At 55.8% G+C, this 17,342-nt stretch carries 15 protein-coding genes and 3 tRNA genes; 2 read left to right on the top strand and 16 right to left on the bottom strand.

Going from position 1 to position 17,342, the window contains the following annotated elements; translation table 11 throughout:
• Positions 1–63: 63 nt before the first annotated feature.
• From DWX75_RS11210 to DWX75_RS11200, 3 genes are all read right to left on the bottom strand, one after another.
• Positions 64–1,113, bottom strand: a complete 1,050-nt coding sequence (locus DWX75_RS11210) for an OmpA family protein (RefSeq protein ID WP_118016399.1) — start codon at positions 1,111–1,113, stop codon at positions 64–66.
• A 275-nt stretch (positions 1,114–1,388) separates the two neighbouring features.
• Positions 1,389–1,760 carry a RidA family protein gene (locus tag DWX75_RS11205; protein ID WP_118016398.1) on the bottom strand — a complete coding sequence of 124 codons (372 nt, stop codon included), beginning with the start codon at positions 1,758–1,760 and terminating at the stop codon, positions 1,389–1,391.
• A gap of 84 nt (positions 1,761–1,844) precedes the next feature.
• The gene (locus tag DWX75_RS11200) at positions 1,845–4,109 is read right to left on the bottom strand and encodes an anaerobic ribonucleoside triphosphate reductase (RefSeq protein WP_118016397.1); all 2,265 of its coding nucleotides are present in this window, start codon (positions 4,107–4,109) and stop codon (positions 1,845–1,847) included.
• A 348-nt stretch (positions 4,110–4,457) separates the two neighbouring features.
• Between DWX75_RS11200 and DWX75_RS11195 the strand changes: the two genes are divergently transcribed.
• Positions 4,458–6,287 carry a phosphoethanolamine transferase gene (locus tag DWX75_RS11195; RefSeq protein ID WP_118016396.1) on the top strand — a complete coding sequence of 610 codons (1,830 nt, stop codon included), beginning with the start codon at positions 4,458–4,460 and terminating at the stop codon, positions 6,285–6,287.
• A 340-nt stretch (positions 6,288–6,627) separates the two neighbouring features.
• On the opposite strand, the gene DWX75_RS11190 is transcribed toward DWX75_RS11195, so the two are convergent.
• The 8 genes from DWX75_RS11190 to DWX75_RS11155 form a co-directional block, all read right to left on the bottom strand.
• Positions 6,628–7,536, bottom strand: a complete 909-nt coding sequence (locus DWX75_RS11190; RefSeq protein ID WP_118016395.1) for a radical SAM protein — start codon at positions 7,534–7,536, stop codon at positions 6,628–6,630.
• Positions 7,537–7,565: 29 nt separating this feature from the next.
• Positions 7,566–9,449 carry an LTA synthase family protein gene (locus tag DWX75_RS11185; RefSeq protein ID WP_369974351.1) on the bottom strand — a complete coding sequence of 628 codons (1,884 nt, stop codon included), beginning with the start codon at positions 9,447–9,449 and terminating at the stop codon, positions 7,566–7,568.
• A 134-nt stretch (positions 9,450–9,583) separates the two neighbouring features.
• A complete protein-coding gene (locus DWX75_RS11180; protein WP_118016393.1) occupies positions 9,584–10,351 on the bottom strand; it encodes a DeoR/GlpR family DNA-binding transcription regulator in 768 nt (255 codons plus the stop codon).
• A gap of 156 nt (positions 10,352–10,507) precedes the next feature.
• On the bottom strand, positions 10,508–12,085 hold the full coding sequence (locus tag DWX75_RS11175; RefSeq protein ID WP_118016392.1) for a ClC family H(+)/Cl(-) exchange transporter: 1,578 nt from the start codon (positions 12,083–12,085) through the stop codon (positions 10,508–10,510).
• Positions 12,086–12,145: 60 nt separating this feature from the next.
• On the bottom strand, positions 12,146–12,376 hold the full coding sequence (gene rpsR, locus DWX75_RS11170) for a 30S ribosomal protein S18 (protein WP_199497607.1): 231 nt from the start codon (positions 12,374–12,376) through the stop codon (positions 12,146–12,148).
• 21 nt (positions 12,377–12,397) lie between these two features.
• Positions 12,398–12,844 (bottom strand): single-stranded DNA-binding protein, encoded by a 447-nt coding sequence (locus tag DWX75_RS11165; RefSeq protein ID WP_118016391.1) that lies wholly within the window; start codon positions 12,842–12,844, stop codon positions 12,398–12,400.
• A gap of 62 nt (positions 12,845–12,906) precedes the next feature.
• The gene (rpsF, locus tag DWX75_RS11160; protein WP_118016390.1) at positions 12,907–13,194 is read right to left on the bottom strand and encodes a 30S ribosomal protein S6; all 288 of its coding nucleotides are present in this window, start codon (positions 13,192–13,194) and stop codon (positions 12,907–12,909) included.
• Positions 13,195–13,307: 113 nt separating this feature from the next.
• Positions 13,308–14,240 carry a DMT family transporter gene (locus DWX75_RS11155; protein ID WP_118016389.1) on the bottom strand — a complete coding sequence of 311 codons (933 nt, stop codon included), beginning with the start codon at positions 14,238–14,240 and terminating at the stop codon, positions 13,308–13,310.
• A 124-nt stretch (positions 14,241–14,364) separates the two neighbouring features.
• Between DWX75_RS11155 and DWX75_RS11150 the strand changes: the two genes are divergently transcribed.
• Positions 14,365–15,318: an AEC family transporter gene (locus DWX75_RS11150; protein ID WP_118016388.1), complete on the top strand. Its 954-nt coding sequence runs from the start codon at positions 14,365–14,367 to the stop codon at positions 15,316–15,318.
• 45 nt (positions 15,319–15,363) lie between these two features.
• On the opposite strand, the gene DWX75_RS11145 is transcribed toward DWX75_RS11150, so the two are convergent.
• The 5 genes from DWX75_RS11145 to DWX75_RS11125 form a co-directional block, all read right to left on the bottom strand.
• Entirely contained in the window at positions 15,364–15,987 is a 624-nt protein-coding gene (locus DWX75_RS11145) for a DedA family protein (RefSeq protein ID WP_118016387.1), read from the bottom strand.
• Between the two features lie 99 nt (positions 15,988–16,086).
• Positions 16,087–16,650: a TMEM165/GDT1 family protein gene (locus DWX75_RS11140; protein ID WP_118016386.1), complete on the bottom strand. Its 564-nt coding sequence runs from the start codon at positions 16,648–16,650 to the stop codon at positions 16,087–16,089.
• A gap of 241 nt (positions 16,651–16,891) precedes the next feature.
• Positions 16,892–16,967 (bottom strand) — tRNA-Phe (locus DWX75_RS11135).
• Positions 16,968–16,972: 5 nt separating this feature from the next.
• Positions 16,973–17,049, bottom strand: a tRNA-Asp gene (locus tag DWX75_RS11130).
• 21 nt (positions 17,050–17,070) lie between these two features.
• Positions 17,071–17,146: transfer RNA gene (locus tag DWX75_RS11125), tRNA-Lys, on the bottom strand.
• Positions 17,147–17,342 lie beyond the last annotated feature (196 nt).

Genomic DNA, 17,342 nt, shown 5'->3' with positions numbered 1-17,342 from the left:
CGGCCCTCTTGTTTTTGGGGATCTGTTATTTCACAGCCCCTCTCATTATTTGTCGTGAAGGAATTATTTATGCTCCCAGATATCAACGCGGCGGTTATCGGCTTTGCCCTGATCCGTTGCGTTCGTGGATACCGGGTTGTTCTCGCCTTTGTAGTCAAGGCTCATGCGGCTGCTGCTGACACCGTTGTCAGTTGCATACTTGGCCACATTGTCAACGCGGCGCTTCGACAGATCTTCGTTGTACTCCTGCGAAGCATCGGAATCCGTGTTGCCCACGAGTTTGAACGTGGAATCCGGATGTGCCTTGGCAACGGCCACGAAGTTCGCGAGCTTGTCAGCATCGGAAGCCAGCGGCGTATCCTGATCCGAAGCGAAGTGGATACTGTCGAGATAATAGTCGTTGTAGACATGTGCCGGTGCCGGCGTCTCAACAACCGGTGCGACCGGCTCCTCGATGACAGGTGCCGAAACCGGGGCTGGAGCTGCCTTATGGCCGCCGAAGCGATAGCTTAGGCCAACGAGGAAGCCACGGTACTTGATGTTATTATCGTCGTTGAGCTTCGTGTCAACATAACGATAGCCTGCATTGATGTCCCAATCCTTGTTGATCGTGTAAGCAAGGCCTGCTTCCCACAGCGACGTCTTCTTCGTGCCGAGCGCGCCGTCTGCATAGAAGGCCAGGTTCTTGGCAAGGTCAAACTTCGTCGCGACACCGAACTGTGCGACGTTGTTGACGACATCGGCATTCTTGACCGTACCGTCGAAATCATTGTTGATGCGGTTCCAGCCGCCGAACAGAGCCACGTTCTTACCCAGGCTGTACATGAGGTTGACCTCATGCTCATCGCCGGCCGTCTTGAAATCGTCCAGCTTCGTCTTCAGACCATGGTAATCATAGCGCAGAGCCAGACGATCCGTCAGGGCATACCCGAGGCCGCCATTGAAGTTCCACTTGGAGCTGCTCTCATTGCTGGCAAACTTTGCCTTCGGTGCCCAGGCACCGAGATCCAGCTGCCATTCACCCTGCTCCCAGGAGGTCTGCGGAGCAGCACTTGCCATCGAAGCGGCCGTCGCCAGAGCCGTCAGCGTTGCGACGAGTACCTTTTTTCTCATAACAAAACCCTCTTCCCTATCATGACATAATGTATAAGCACAAATATATGTTTGTTGATTTTGTAGAACTGGCCAGTTCTTTCTGTTCAACAGTATAGCACGATTGTCATGGAACAAAACATACTTCATGCTTTTTTCATGTAAATTTTATCTTAATATAAGATTTATTGTACAATTTGTTCTTTTTCATCTCATTATGAAAAAAGTCACTAAAAAGCAGCCTGCATCGCAGTGGATGCAGGCTGCTGGTATCACACCTTGCAAGGAACGGCCGTTCAGCGGATGGCAATGGCCTCGATCTCACACAGGGCACCTGCGGGCAGATCCTTGACGGCCACGCAGCTGCGTGCCGGCTTGCTGACGAAGTGCTTGGCATAGACTTCATTGAAGGCCTTGAAATCCGCGATATCCGCGAGGAAGCACGTCGTCTTCACGACATGCTCCATATCCGTATCAGCCGCGGCGAGCACGGCCTCGATATTGCGGCAGCACTGTTCTGCCTGTTCCTCGATGGTCGTGGCGACAATCTTGCCGGCGGCCGGATCGATGGCAATCTGTCCGGAAAGATAGACGGTACCGCGCGTGCGGATGGCCTGGCTGTACGGTCCTACGGCAGCAGGTGCTTTTTCGGTATGGATTGTTTTCATCTTGTACCCTCCCAAGTTCTTATCCTTATGGTACAACCATTGTACAACAAGCAGCAGAGAGTTACAAGTTTACATGTTGCATTTTCAGGCTTTCATGCGTTTGATGCGCAGATGACCCTTCTCAATTTCCTTGCGGTGGCAGTGCGGGCACTCATTCTCGATGATGCCGGTGTAGCCGCAGACCGGATCGCGGTCAACCGGATGATTGATGGAGAAGTAGCCCATGTTCGCATCATGCATGGCACGCACGATGGCCTCGAAAGCCTTGACATTCTTCGACGGATCGCCATCCATCTCGATGTAGGCGATGTGGCCGGCATTCTCAAGCGCATGATACGGCGCCTCGATGCGGATCTTGTCGATGGCTTTGATGGGATAATAAACCGGCACATGACTGGAGTTGGTCATGTACTCACGGTCCGTGACGCCCGGGATGATGCCGTACTTCTTGCGGTTTGCACGCTGGAACTGACCAGCCGTGCTCTCAGCCGGCGTGCCAAACGTCGACCAGTTGCGGTGTTCTTCTTCCGTATAGCGGTCCGTCATCTCGCGCATATGGCCGACGATCTTGAGGCCGAGCTGCTGCGCTTCCTCGCTCTCGCCATGATGCTTACCCGTAAGGGCCTTGAGGCATTCCGCCAGGCCGCAGAAGCCGATGGAATACGAAGCATGCTTGAGCACTTCCTTGATGGAGTCCGTCGGCTTGAGCTTCTCGCTGTCCATCCAGACGCCCTGTCCCATGAGGAACGGGTAATTGTAGACATGCTTCTGCTCGATGACGTGCAGGCGCTCCAGCAGGTAATCATGACTGAGCTGGATATAGTGATCATAGAGCTGCCAGAACTTGTCGAGATCGCCCTTGGCCTCGAGTGCCAGCTTCGGCAGGTTGATGGTCGTGAAGGAGAAGTTGCCGCGGGAACCGGATTCCTCCGGGCCGTTGACGTTGCTCATGACGCGCGTGCGGCAGCCCATCGTGGCAACGGCACTGTTGTAATTGCCCGGCTTGTAATACTGCAGGTTGTACGGCGCGTCGATATTGACGAAATTCGGGAAGAGGCGCTTGGCACTGACCTTGCAGGCTTTGAGGAAGAGATCGTAATTCGGGTCCGACGGATTGTAATTGATGCCGGCCTTGAGCTGGAAGACCGAGATCGGGAAGATCGGCGTCTCACCGTTGCCAAGACCCGCCCAGATGGCATTGAGGACCTCGCTGATGACGAGACGGCCTTCCGGCGACGTATCAAGGCCATAGTTGATGGAGCTGAACGGCACCTGCGCGCCGGCGCGGCTGTGCAGCGTATTGAAGTTGTGGATGAGTGCCTCCATGGCCTGATGCGTCTCTTCCACGACATCCTCGCAGGAAAGGTGGTAGATGTTGCCGGCATCGAGACTCGTCTCCGTGGTCGGCTTATGGTATTCATCGACCAGGACGCTCTCCAGGGCCCTGACGATCGTCTCGACGCTCTCGCGTGCCTTTGGATCGTCGTCATTCTCCGTATAATGGCATTTTGCCATGTCGAGCGCAGCGGCAAACTTCTGCTTGAAATCCGAGCCCTTGCCGAACTGCGCCGCACCGAAGCGATAGATCATCGCCTTGTGCGCCTCATCGAGCACGGCCTTGCGGAAGGATTTCTTGACGCCTTCGGCCATGGCATAGTCGAACGCGTTGATACTCTGGCCGCCGAACATGTCGTTCTGATTCGACTGGATGGCGATGCAGGCAAGCGATGCATAGGCACGAATGGAATTCGGCTCGCGCAGGAAACCATGGCCCGTGGAAAAACCGCCATGGAAAAGTTTCAGCAGATCGATCTGGCAGCAGTTGAACGTGATCAGCGAGAAATCCTTATCGTGGATGTGGATGTAGTTCTCGCGGTCTGCTTCGGCAAATTCTTCATCGAGCACGTAATTGTCGACGAAATGCTTTGCACCCTCGGCACCGAGCTTCAGCATGATGCCCATGGAGGCATCCGTATTGATGTTGGCATTGTCGCGCTTGAGGTCCGAATCGACGGCATCGGCAAAGAAGATGTCGCGATACGCCTCCATCAGATGCTTCTGCGCCGCGCGGCGTTCCGCATGTTTCTGGCGGTATGTGATGTACTTCTTCGCGATATCGTAGAAATCGTACTTCATGAGCTCCTGCTCGACGATATCCTGGATCTCCTCGACGCTGACGTTGTCACGGTCCTTGATATCCCATTCAACCTGGCTCGTCACCTCGTCGATATCCTTTTCCGTCATCGTGCTGCCGCCGTCCACATTGGCACCGGCAATGGCGTTGAAAATCTTTTCGCGATTATACGGCACGGTGTGGCCAGAACGTTTGGTTACGGTTTTTAAATTCATAGTTCATCAGACGCCGCACCATATCGCTCATCTTGTGCAGCGTCACCCCGCCTCCCCTACATATTGTGTTTTGATTCATTGTGACAGGTATATATTGTAGCAGAGATGCCCGCATCTGGCAATCGGAAAAATTCTCCTAACGGACAGAGATACTCCATTATGGCCGCCTTTCAAGCGCTCCTGCCCGTTTTCTTCTAACCTCCGGCAAATTGACGAAAGACAGGATATCAAGTAAAATAAGACGGGATTTTTATTTCCATTTTGCGGCACGAGATGAGGCCGCCAATCACTTTTAGCGGATATTCTATCATTTAATGGATATTTTTTCAGAACCGAGGGAAGAACAACATGCTAGACTCTACGGAAAGGCAGGATCGTCTGATCCGCTGGCTGACGGCCGCGGGCATCTACTACATCTGCCTGATCGCTTTTTACATTGACATCGGCCAGGATATGGGAGCGGATTACTTCATACCGATCTTCGTTCCCGTCATGCTGGCACTCGTGCTGATCCAATACGGCACGCGCGTGCCGCTTTTTTCCTGGGCAACGCTGCCGAATCTCTTCACGGGCCTGCTCTGGTGTGCAGCCTTTCCGCTGCTCTACACCTGGACGTACAGCCAGGACTGGTACATGTCCAAGATCTGTTTCGACTTCATCGTCGGCACATCGGAATTCATCCTGCTGACGGCGCTGGAGGCCGCTCTGTTCCGCCTGGGTCACGAGAAGATTGTCGCCGCCTTCATGGCACTCCTGAACCTCATCGGCATCGTCATCCCCTTCATCCAGTTTGCCTACTACTGCATTGTCTGGCACTGCCTGTCGCCGGCTTCCCTGATGGCACTCTACCTGACGAACTGGCGCGAGAGTATCGATTTCATCGAATCGAACGTCGGCATCCTGCCGGCCTCCATCATCATCCTCTGTCTCGCCCTCTTCCTCTACGCCTGCTGGCGCGGCCACATGGCCTTTGCGCGCCGTCTGCTGGCTGAGGATACGACGGCCGGCCGCATGGGTGCCATCGCACTCCTGACGGTATCGATGCTCGGCTCCCTTTACTGGTACCTGCCGCAGACCTCGATTGCGGATCTCTGGAAGGATGTCGACAGCTACGTGACGCAGACCCAGACGTACAGCATCGGCCATGACGAGCGCCTGAACAGCATGCATATCGAGGGCACGCAGACGCTGGCCGCCAAGGCCCCCGGCACCGTCATCGTCGTCATCGGCGAATCGGCCTCGCGCAATTACATGAAGGTCTACACAAATGACTACGAATACGACGATACGCCCTGGCAGAGCCAGAAGGCCGCAGACCCGAACTTCGTCTTCTTCCGGAATGCCTACTCTTCCTGGACGCAGACCGTCCCGACCCTGCAGCGCGCCCTGACGGAACAGAGCCAGTACAACGACAAGGAATTCTTCGAATCCGCCTCGATCCTCGACGTCGCCAAGAAATCCGGCTACGAGACCTACTGGTTCAGCAACCAGGGCCGCTACGGCCAGTACGACAGTGCCATCACGCTCGTCGCCAAGACGGCCGACCATGCGGAATGGACGGATGACTCCTACAACTTCTCAGATAAATACGATGAAACCCTGCTGCCGTATCTCGCACAGGTCGATCCGACCAAGAACAACTTCATCGTCCTGCACATCATGGGCAGCCACATCTATTACAATAACCGTTATCCGGAAACCTTCAACACCTTCCAGGCCGACGACGGCTCGTCCAGCATGACCTCCGCGGCATCCTACGCCAACAGCATTCTCTATACGGATTACATCCTCTCACAGGTTTTCGACTACGCGCAGAAAAACCTCAACCTCAAGGCCATGGTCTACTTCTCCGACCACGGAGAAAACCTGACGATTTCGCACAATCCGGACGTCTTCAGCTTCGATATGGTCCGCATCCCGATGTGGATCTACATGTCGCCGGATTACCAGAGCGTCCTGCCGCGCCGTGCCAATGCCATGCGCGCACACCGTGACCGCTACTTTACCAACGACATGCTCTACGACACCATCTGCGGCCTTCTGAACGCCCCCTCAGAGCGTTACGACCCCGGCCAGGACTTCACGAGCAATACCTACCGCTTCACACGGGACACCCTGACCACCATGCTCGGCCAGTACCCGCTGACAACCGACCCGAACGGCAATCCGGAACAGTAAGGACAACAAAAGAAGCTATGACAGAGTAAATCCTCATTTTGTCATAGCTTCTTTTTCGTAGGAACAATATCCCAGCACAAATCGCAGGCAAGGAGGTGGTGCCCGTGCAACGCTCCACGGCGTCATCCTGCTAAATGCATTTTTTCCCTTTTAATTCAGCCTGCAGGAGCACAGTGATTGCCCGCAGGGCTGGGCCCCAACACCCCAGGAATCGACAGGCCCCGATGTCAGAACGCCGCGGCAGGCGGCGAACTCCCTTCTATCCGTAAAGAAACCTGGGTCACATTTAACGGAACGACGAAGCCAGAATACACGCCGCAGCGCCTTTTCTGCACACCATCTATTCCGCCCGCACTCCGCTGCCGTCGAAATGCGGCACAAACTTCGTATCGGCCGTCCGGCCCTGCTGCACGTAGCAGTGCGTAATGCCGAGTTCCAGCGCATGGTCAACGACGGACTGATATTCAAACGTCGTCAAGCGGCGTCCCATGCCCTTATGCTCCGCCGCCCGGTACATCGGCGTATACTGATTCATCAGCGAGATCTGCACCTTGTCACCAAACGTCTCATGGATCCAATCGAGCACGCGCATGCTCTCATGGCGATGCCCCGGCAGCACAAGATGACGGATGATGACGCCCCGCTTGAGCTGTCCGTCAGCAGCGAACTGCAGGGGGCCGACCTGCTCATACATTGCCGCAATGGCCTGCGTGGCAACGGCAAAGTAATCGGGCGCCAGGGAATACTCGCGCGCACTCGCCTCATCGGCATACTTGAGATCCGGCAGAAAAACATCGACCTGGCCGTGCAGGGCCTCAATCGTCTCCTGCGTCTCATAGGCACCGGAATTATAGACGACGGGCAGATGAAAGCCTTTTGCCCGTGCCAGCTCAAGCGCGTGCAGGATCTCGGGCACATAATGCGTGGGCGTCACGAGATCGAGCGTCGCGGCGCCGCGTGCCTGCTGCTCGAGAAAAATTTCCGCCAGCCGCTCATCCGTAACCTCGATGCCCCGCCCCTCATGAGAGATCTCATGATTCTGGCAGAAGCAGCAGCGCAGGTTGCAGTATGAAAAAAACACCGTACCGGCGCCGCGCCCGTCCGAGCCCGTCAGGCACGGCTCCTCCCATTTATGCAGAGAAACCAGGGCCACGCGCGCCCTGCTGCCCGCACCGCAGAAACCAGCCTGTTTTGTGCGTTCCACACCGCAGCGACGCGGGCAAAGCTCGCATTTCGTAATGCTTATCATAAATTCATCCTTCTTATCTTCACACAGGCTCAGCGGTCCTCGAGCCTGCTCGCATCGAGGATGGGGCCGTACTTCGCCCGCCACCACGAAATGCTCCGGATGGCATTGATGTAATTCTGCATCGCATCCTCATCGATGACCGGCTCTTCTCCCTCCGACACCGGCTCAGGGACCAGCGGAACCGTGTCCGCCTTGCCGATGGCCGTGCGCGTGATCCAGAAGCCGTAATTCACGCCCTGACGGTTCGTGCGTGTCAGGCTGGAGCCCAGCGACATATAGGAGAAGCCCTTGGGCGCGATGAGCTCAAAGATTGTCGGCATGATGTCGATCTGGCTGCCGGCGGCATCCGGCAGCAGCGTGCCCTTATGGATGCCCTTGCCCGTGATGATGAACGGGATGCCATAGCGCTCGTACGTCGTCGGCGTCTTATCGAGGTTATAGCGGTCGCCGTGATCGCCGACGATGACGATGAGGCTGTCGGGGCATTTTTCCTTGACAGCCCTGACAAACTTTGCGAGCTCGCGGTCGGCATACCAGTAATGACCGAGTTCCTTCAGGAGCTCCTCGTCCTGCTGATGCTCCGGCGGCAGTGCGGCGCGCACGGCCTCCTTATCGAAGCCCTTGGCCTCAAGATCCAGATCGTACGGCGAATGATTCGAGGCATTGAGCAGGACATTGAAGCTCGGCTGCTCCGGGTCCAGGCCCTCAAGCACCTTCTCATAGAGGACCTCGTCCTCGCAGCCCCAGACACTGCCTGGCACATCGCCGAAATCGCCGCGGCTGTAGAAATGCTCAAAGCCCTGCGCCTGCGTGAACGCACCGATGCGCTCCCAGGTGGCCGGTCCCGCATACCAGAAATTTGTCGTATAGCCGAGCTTCTGCATCTGCGGCGCACTGGCCGTCGGATACGGGGCCGCAAAGGCCTCCGGCATCGTCGTCAGATAGAGATTGGCATCGGCAAAGCCGGTCACGACGCCAGTGACGGCCGAAACCGTACTGGCCCCGTTCGGCAAAAAGGTCGGGCAGTAATCCGTATCATCCTCGGCTATCAGGCTGCGCATGCCGTGCGAAATCGGGATGCCCTGGTATTTGTCCAGCAGAGGCCAGTTCGCAAAGCTTTCGGAAAGAATGACAAAGACCTGTTTCGGCTTATCGGCCGCCGGTCCCTGTGCAGACTTCTGCAGATAGGCATCGAGATCATCCGTATCGGGCTGACGGTGCGAGAGCCAGGCTGCCAGCGTGCGGATGTCATCCGTCGTGAAATCGAGCCCGTTGCAGGCCAGCATGCGGCTGTTGAGATTGTAGGCGCGGTAAAGCGCCTGCGGGTTGTCGAGGATGGCTTCGTTGAGGAAATCATCCTTGGTGACGCCGGCATTCTCCCAGTCTACAGCCGTCTGCCAGCCGAGACTGCCGCCAAAGATGCCGAGCAGAACAGCCAGATATGTCACATAGAGGAAGGCCAGGCGGCCGAGATAACGCGCCCAGCGCGGCCATACCATCGCTTCCACGAAGTCTTCCAGCCGGCAGCAGGCGAGCAGTGCCTTGAGGCCGCGCCAGAGCACCCATGCGAGCAGCAGTGCTCCCGCCAGCCGCACGGGCAGCGCATACTGCTGCACCATCGTAATGAAGAGCGCGTAGAGATCGTCATTGGCTCCTGTGAAGATCATCTGATTGAAGTTCGCATGGAACTGACGGTAAAACGGGAAACTCGCCACATAGAGGATGGAGAGCAATGCGAGCAGCACGGCATTGATGCCGAGGACGACGCGGTTCTCCCAGCGCGGGTACACGAACCGCAGCAAGAAGCCCGGCACAAAGCTCACGAGTGCAAGGCAGCCGGCCGTCTGCATGCTCAGGCGGAAGCCGCGCCAGAGTGCCAGTTCAATATCAGGCGCCGCGGTTCCCGTGCCCATATAAGAACGCAGCACAAACAGGAAAAGGAGCCGGAAAACGGAAAGGACTGCCAGGTAAAAAGCATATACCTTCAGTCCTTTCAGGATTCCCCTATATAGATTGTGCCAGCTCAACCGATTGGGAAAACGCAAACTCATGGCAGGATGATCTCCACCCCGTAGGAATCAGCCGCCTCACGGATATCCTGAGCCGGTTCCGAATCGGTGATGAGGCCGGACAGCGTATCGAGCGTCGTGTAATTGTAGTTGCCGTCCGTGCTGAGCTTGCGGGCCTCGGCAACGACATACGCCTTCTTGCTGTGGCGGATGATGGCAGCCTTGTTGATGCCATCGTCAATATCATATGTCGAGACGCTGTTCTCCTTGACATCGACACCGACAGCGCCGACAAAGGCGATATCCGGCTTGAGGCGCGAGATGAAATCGAGCGTCATGCCGCCCCAGAAGCCATCGCGGCTCTTGTTGATCTTGCCGCCGGCAAAGACCACGCGGATCTTCGGATTGCGCGCGAGCACGACGAGAATGTCGATCATGTTCGTGACGACCGTGACCTCAAGCTCCATCTTGACGAGGAGTTCCGCGATGGCCAGATTGCTCGTCGAGATATCGAGGAAGACCATATCCTTCTCATGGATCAGCTTGACCGCTGCCTGTGCGATGCGCTGCTTCGCCTCGACATCCGTATTGCGATGCTTGCTTACCTCGACCATATGGCTGTTCTCACGGATGCGTACAGCGCCGCCGTACGTGCGCTTGAGCTTGCCCTTCTTTTCGAGTGCACCGAGATCCTTGCGGATGCAGTCCTCGGTGACCTTGAACTTCTCGCTGAGGTCGCGCACACGGACCTTGCCGTCACGAGCCAGCATGCTCAAAATAATATCCTGACGTTCTTCCAAAAACATACTTACCACTCCTATAAGCACCAGTTTTATTGTTTCATCTTATTGTACGATTATTTTACTAGATATGACAAAATTTATCAAGTGTCTTCCCCAAGAATCTGCTCAACCTCGCCAAAAGTGCGTGTAAACCAACTCTAACAATCACCTTGAAATCTGTCATTGATTTTGTTTATCTATTACTCTCTCGCGGGCCAATCCCTGGAGCTGCCAGGTATCGCGTTCATCCGTCAGGATGTAGAGATAATCGCCGTCCTGCAAGTGCAGCTGCCCTGCTGGCGAAAGTTCCTCGCCGCCGCGGCGCACATTGACGATCAGAGCCCCTGCCGGCCACGCAACCTGTCCGATGGCAGCGCCCGCAAGCTGACTGCCCATGCCCACGGGAAGCTCGAGCAGAATGCGTTTGCGGCGGATGCGCCGCTTGATCTTCTCGCGCACGGCCAGGCTCCTTGCCAGCAGCATGTCGTAGACCGGCTGCCCGCCCGTGAGGTCCGATACGAGATAGGCCGTCATCGAGACGATGATGAGCGCCAGCATGTGCTCGAAGGACCCCGTCATCTCCATGATCAGGATACTGCCGGTAATCGGCGACTTGACGACGGATGAAAAATACGCTGCCATGCCAAAGACAATGCAGTTGACGGCAAACGGCGCCGGCAGAACGCCGAGGGCAATCGCCGCCTTGGCAAAAACGGCACCCCCGAGGGAGCCGAGGACCAGCATGGGCAGGAAGATGCCGCCCGGCACGCCGGAACCAAAGCAGAGCATCGTGAACAGGAACTTGCCGGCCAGCAGGATCAGCAGGAAGGTCAGCGGATAATCCGTAACGACGAGGGAGTCGACCAGCGGACTGCCGCCCCCGAGTACCTGCGGCAGCACAAAGCCCAGCAGGCCGGCCGCAAAGAGCGGCACCACGGGTTTCCAGAAGGCAGGCAGCGGCATCCTCGCATAAGCGTTCTGCGCACCGCTCAGGAACGGATTGAAGAGCAGGCCGAGTGCACCGACAAAGGCGCCGAGTGCAATCAGCAGCAGGTACATGCTGCCCGTATCGATGACGGGCACGACCCCCATGTGAAATACCGGTTCCATGCCGAAGAAATACTGCGTCACGGTCGTCGCCGTCACGGCTGCCGCCACAGCCCCCATGAGCACGAAGGATGAAAAGTTCTTCGTGAGTTCCTCGAGGCAGAAGACCACGCCCGCCAGCGGCGCATTGAAGGCTGCTGCAAGGCCGGCACCGGCACCGGCCGTCAGGAGATAGTGACTTTCCGCATAGGAACGGTGCGTAAGGCGTCCGAGGCCCTGCCCCAGGCAGGCGCCGAGCTGGACGCTCGGGCCCTCGCGTCCCAGCGAAAGCCCGGCGCCGATGCCGAGCACGGCGCCGATGAATTTCAGGACCAGCACTCTGGCCCAGTTCATATCCATGCGGCCCAGCAGGATGCCCTTGATCTGCGGGATGCCGGACCCTGAAGTCATGCCGTCCCGTTTGACGATGCAGTAGAGGACATAGCCGATGCCGGCCAGCACGAGAAACCACAAGGGCGTCCACAGGGGATGCTGCGACAGCCAGGCATACAGGCGCGGCAGTGTCTTTTCCGAGCATTCCAGCAGGAAACGGAAGAGCGCTATGACAAATCCCGTTGCAATGCCGATGATATTGCCTTCAATGAATAACCGCAGTTTGAAATGACGCGGATCCGTAAGCATCGTCATCGCATCCTCAAGGCGTCGGCGCATGATGATCCTCCTAACATGATAAACAAAAAAGCGCTGTACCAAAGTACAGCGCCTATGATCTTATTCTGCAGTAAACGGCAGCAATGCGATATTGCGTGCACGCTTAATAGCGACCGTCACCTGACGCTGATGCTTAGCGCAGTTGCCGGAGATACGACGCGGTAAAATCTTGCCGCGCTCCGTTACGAAGCGGCGCAGTTTTGCAACGTCTTTATAGTCGATATGATCAACCTTGTCTACGCAGAACGAGCAGACCTTTCTACGAGGTCTTCTGCCTCTGTCACGTCTCATCAAAGTAATTCCCCTCCTGTCTTAAAATGGGATTTCTTCATCAGGGATAGACGAGCCAAAGGAACCTGCATTGCCAGACTGCTGCGGATGTGCAGCAGGAGCTGATGCCGGAGCACCGTACTCACCCGGCTGCGAAACAGAATTCTTCGAATCGAGGAATTCCACCTCATCCGCTATGATTTCCGTTACATAGCGTTTCGAACCGTCCTGTGCATCATAGCTTCTGACCTGGATACGGCCTTCGACGCCGATGCGGCGGCCTTTGACCAGATTGTTGCCACAAATTTCAGCAAGCTTACGCCACGTCACGATCGGAATGAAATCCGCCGTGGGCTGGCCATCATTGGCATCCTTGCGAGCGAAGCGACGATCGACAGCCAGCGTAAACGTGCAGACAGCCACACCAGACTGCGTATAACGAACCTCAGGATCACGGGTCAGACGTCCAATCAGAATTGCCTTATTCATGGTTTTCCCTCCCTGACACCTTGCGGTGTACTTTCATAAGGAAACCTGCGTTTCCCCCATCATTATTCTTCTTCGGATTTGACGATCATGTGCTTCAGGATCTCATCCGTAATCTTCATGACGCGGTCGCACTCAGCAACACATGCAGGCTCGCACGTAATGTCGAACAGGCAGTAGAAACCCTCTGCGCAGTCTTTGATCTCATAAGCAAGACGCTTCTTGCCCCAACGATCTTCTTTGTCAATCGTACCACCGTTGTTCTGGATGAGGTTGCTGAACTTCTCGATGACAGCGTTCGTTGCCTCTTCTTCCATCGGCTTCACGATAAATATGACTTCGTACTTTCTCACGAAATCACCTCCCTCTTTGGTCTTTGGCTCCCCATCTGCTGAGGAGCAGAGTTATTCTGCCGCATTTCCAGCGACTAAAAAATTATACCACGGAGCAAGGGTAAATGCAAGCATTACTTGTGGCTACCCGGCAATTTCTCCCGGCTCCTGGCGATTTTCTCCTCGGCCGTCGTATTGCCGCCCCGCATGGCCAGCACAACGCCGATGGCGATGAGCAGGAAGCCTGCCCAGAAATAGAAGGTGACCGGCTCATCGAGCAGCAGCCAGCCGAGCAGCGTGCCGACAATCGGCTGGAAGAACATGAAGAGCCCGCCGATCGAAGCATCCATATACGTCAGGCCCTTGTTCCAGAGGCTGAAGCCCGCCGTCGTCGAAATGAACCCCAGGTAAAGCACCGATCCCCATACCGATGGCTCCGCCATGGCGGGGATATCGGCTGCCGTGAAGAGCCAGTACAGCGAATACGGCGTGAGCAGCACGAAGGCGATAAGCACGCTGTAGAACGTCACGGTGATGACGGAATACCGTGAGAGGAACTTCAGGATGACCGACATGAGCGCCCAGGTCACGGCTGCAATGAAAAGGAAGAGTCCGCCGAGCGCATTGACCTGGATATTGTCGGGATCAAAGACGATGAAGAGCACACCGATCGTCGCGAGCACGACTGAGAGCACGCGCCCCAAGTTCAGGCGCTCATGCAGCAGCCAGCAGCCGAAGACCACCATGAACGCCGGCGTTGCAGCCGTGATGACCGAGCCCGTCTGCGCCGAGGTCAGCATCGTGCCCGTTTCCTGCGTCACGATGGAGAGCGTCTGCCCGAGGAACGCGGATAACAGCAACAGCTTGCGGTCTTGCGGCGCAATGTACCACGAAGACCGCATCACCAGCATCATGACCACGAGAGCAATGAGTGCCGTGCCGTAACGCATCCACACCAGTGGAACCGGCGGAATGACGAAAATCGACAGCCGTACGGCAATGAACATGCCGCCCCAGATGCTGCCGGCCAGCGACAGGAAAAATGAGCCAAGCAATAAATTCCGCAAAATATCCCTCCTCACTCATACGTATTATTCTATCACAGATTTACAGGAACCCTCAAAAGTGATAGGATTTAGCCAACGAACCATCGCAAAATCAACATGCATCCATACAGAAAGAAGTGACCGCATGGATAACGCAAACCTGCGCCTGATTTTCGTCGTAACCGACCTGATTGCGCCCTTGGCCGTTGGCTATTTCCTGCATCAGCGCCAGCTTGTATCCGGCGAAGCCATCAACAAGCTCATTCGTTTCAACGTCATCTGCATCTACACCATCCTCTCATTGCTGAGCTTCTGGGTGCTTCCGATCTCGTGGAGCCTCCTGACCGTACCGGTCTTCGGCTTCCTGCTCATCCTGATTCCTGGAGCCATCGGCAGCTTCTGCTTTGCCCGCGGCTTCACGAGCTGGCTGGACCGCGGTGCTTACGTCGCAAGTGCCATGCTCGCCAATATCGGTACGCTCGGCGGCGTCTGCGCCTTCATCCTCTACGCGGAGGAAGGCTTCGCCTACACTCAGCTCATCGGTACCTGTCAAAACATCCTGCTCGTGCTCGTCATCTTCCCGATGGCCCAGTACTGCTACATGAAGCACACACACGCCGTCCGCAAGACCAACCGGTTCCACAGCTTCTGCGAGCTCTTCTTCTCGCTCAATCAGCTGAGCCTCGTCGGCATGGCTGCCGGCCTGCTGCTCAATGCCTGCGGCATCGCCCGTCCAGACGCACTCGGCCCCGTCTTCCAGGGGCTTGTCCACATCGCAGCCTGGATTGCCATGCTGCCCGTCGGTTTCCTCATCGACTTCCGGCAGGTCCGCCGCTATGAAAAGAAGGTGCGCTCACTGACCGCACTGCGCTTCGTGATCACCCCTTTCATCTTCAGCATCCTCATCGCCCTGTTCGTCGATGATCCCGTCGTCCAGGGAACACTTCTCGTCTCCGCCTTCTGTCCGACAGCCATCAACGCTGTCCTCACATCGCGCCTCTACCATCTGACGACTGACCTCGCCGTCTCCTCCTTCGTCATCACGACAGGCGCCTTCCTGCCCATCATCTTTCCCATCTTGTTCTTCTGGCTGCGTTAAGACATAAAAAAACCATTCCCGTCAAAAGGAATGGCTTTTTTTGTATCAATCGGCATCCACGCTCTCACGCGCGCTTTTTTTTCGCTTATGACGAATATAGAGGACCGCCACAACAAGTGCCGCCACGACGACGAAGACGATGCTGGCCTCATGGCCAATCTGCGTCAGAATCTTCCAGCTTTCACCGAGCATCATGCCGGCATAGAGGATCAGTGCCGTCCAGGGCAGAGCGCCTGCGAAGGTCAGGATCAGGAATTTCTTCATGTCGACATGGGCAAAGCCTGCCGGCAGAGAAATGAACGTGCGGATAACCGGCAGCATGCGGCTGAAGAAGACCGCCTTGAGGCCGTATTTATCAAACCAGTTCTGTGCGGTATCCACGTGCGATTCCTTGATGAAGAAATAATGGCCATAACGGTCCACAAAGGCACGCCCGCCGTAATGACCAACGAGATAGGCAAAGATGGAACCAGCCATACCGCCAATCATGCCGGCCGTCAATGCCCCCGTAAAGGTCATCTGTCCGGCAAAGATCAGGTAGCCGGAAAAACCGAGGATGAGTTCACTCGGCACAGGGATGCAGGCATTCTCCGCCGCCATCAGCACGGCAATCGCCACATATCCCCAAGAAGCAATGAAATCCAAGAACATCGTCGAAAACTGTTCCATGCTTGCAAGATCTTCCTTTCTGAAACAATCCATACTACGGGATACACCCGTTTGCTAAAGCTATTATGCAATAGATTCATGAAAAAAACAAGGGAAGAATTAACGGAAGACCGCATTCCAAAGGCCGACAAGGCCGAACAGCAAAAAGATGCCGCCGGACAGATAGCGCAGGAATGCGTCCGGCAGACGGCGATGCAGGAAAGTCCCCACGAGGATGCCCATGCTGTCCGCCAGCACCATACCAGCCACGGCACCGCACAGGACCTGAACCCAGGAATCATACTGCGCGGCCATCATCATCGCGGCAAACTGCGTCTTATCCCCCATCTCACCGACAATGAAGGTCAGCGCCACCGTGAGGAACGGGCCAAAGCGTGAATCATGCGCCTCCTCCTCGTCGTCATCCTTGCTGCCCAAGGTCCATATGCCGAATCCCAGGAACAGGACGGCCGCAATCAGGGCCATGATATCCTGCGGCACGAGATCGCCCACGAGACGTCCGACGCCCACAGCCAGGCTGTGTACGACCAGAATGCCGCAGAACATGCCGGCAAAGACGCGGCGCCAATCATATTTTGCCGCAAATGCCATGACGAGGAACTGCGTCTTATCTCCCATCTCCGCCAAGAAGACCACAAGAAAAACGGACCAGAATGCTTCCATAAACACCCTCCTAGATATGAGCCAATACGATCAAAGGTATATACACATATATAGTAAAAAAGCGAGACTCCGGCACAGGAAATCCTGTACCGAAAGTCTCGCTTTGACCTTGCCCATGAAGACAGGCACGCCAATTCACAAGCCAGGCAATTGCCAGTATGTTGACTTGTGCCCTAAGAGCTACTCCCTCTCAGTTCATGTCTGATATGAAAAAAGCCCGCGATGCGGGCATGATGTCAAGTGGTGCCTCAGAGCGGAATCGAACCACTGACACGGGGATTTTCAGTCCCCTGCTCTACCGACTGAGCTACCGAGGCAAAAGTGGCGACCCGAATGGGACTTGAACCCATGACCTCCGCCGTGACAGGGCGGCATTCTAACCAACTAAACTACCGGGCCATAAAAAAGAATATCTATAATTGGTGGCTCACCCGGGATTCGAACCCGGGACACCCTGATTAAAAGTCAGGTGCTCTGCCAACTGAGCTAGTGAACCAAACGTGAGGATCAGATTCACTGCTGCAATTAAACTAGATATCGTTCTGTGTCACTCACAGGTCATTATTATATAGATAAACGCGATACTTGTCAAGGATTTTTATCTAAAATTTTTCGAGCCTCTGACGAATCATCAATCTGCAGAAAGGGCACAAAAAAGACCCCGCTGACGCGGAGCCTTCGCTTAACCGGCA

Source organism: Mitsuokella sp. AF21-1AC (genome assembly GCF_003458855.1).
Taxonomy (GTDB): Bacteria; Bacillota; Negativicutes; order Selenomonadales; family Selenomonadaceae; genus Mitsuokella.
Note: the sequence above shows the minus strand (reverse complement) of the source record. Positions and strands in the feature narration are given on the sequence as shown.

Excerpts from the sequence above, each read along its gene's own strand:
- DWX75_RS11210 (WP_118016399.1), bottom strand. The coding sequence starts at position 1,113 with ATGAGAAAAAAGGTACTCGTCGCAACGCTGACGGCTCTGGCGACGGCC.
- DWX75_RS11205 (WP_118016398.1), bottom strand. The coding sequence starts at position 1,760 with ATGAAAACAATCCATACCGAAAAAGCACCTGCTGCCGTAGGACCGTAC.
- DWX75_RS11200 (WP_118016397.1), bottom strand. The coding sequence starts at position 4,109 with ATGAATTTAAAAACCGTAACCAAACGTTCTGGCCACACCGTGCCGTAT.
- DWX75_RS11195 (WP_118016396.1), top strand. The coding sequence starts at position 4,458 with ATGCTAGACTCTACGGAAAGGCAGGATCGTCTGATCCGCTGGCTGACG.
- DWX75_RS11190 (WP_118016395.1), bottom strand. The coding sequence starts at position 7,536 with ATGATAAGCATTACGAAATGCGAGCTTTGCCCGCGTCGCTGCGGTGTG.
- DWX75_RS11185 (WP_369974351.1), bottom strand. The coding sequence starts at position 9,449 with ATGGGCACGGGAACCGCGGCGCCTGATATTGAACTGGCACTCTGGCGC.
- DWX75_RS11180 (WP_118016393.1), bottom strand. The coding sequence starts at position 10,351 with ATGTTTTTGGAAGAACGTCAGGATATTATTTTGAGCATGCTGGCTCGT.
- DWX75_RS11175 (WP_118016392.1), bottom strand. The coding sequence starts at position 12,085 with ATGCGCCGACGCCTTGAGGATGCGATGACGATGCTTACGGATCCGCGT.
- rpsR (WP_199497607.1), bottom strand. The coding sequence starts at position 12,376 with ATGAGACGTGACAGAGGCAGAAGACCTCGTAGAAAGGTCTGCTCGTTC.
- DWX75_RS11165 (WP_118016391.1), bottom strand. The coding sequence starts at position 12,844 with ATGAATAAGGCAATTCTGATTGGACGTCTGACCCGTGATCCTGAGGTT.
- DWX75_RS11150 (WP_118016388.1), top strand. The coding sequence starts at position 14,365 with ATGGATAACGCAAACCTGCGCCTGATTTTCGTCGTAACCGACCTGATT.
- DWX75_RS11145 (WP_118016387.1), bottom strand. The coding sequence starts at position 15,987 with ATGGAACAGTTTTCGACGATGTTCTTGGATTTCATTGCTTCTTGGGGA.
- DWX75_RS11140 (WP_118016386.1), bottom strand. The coding sequence starts at position 16,650 with ATGGAAGCATTCTGGTCCGTTTTTCTTGTGGTCTTCTTGGCGGAGATG.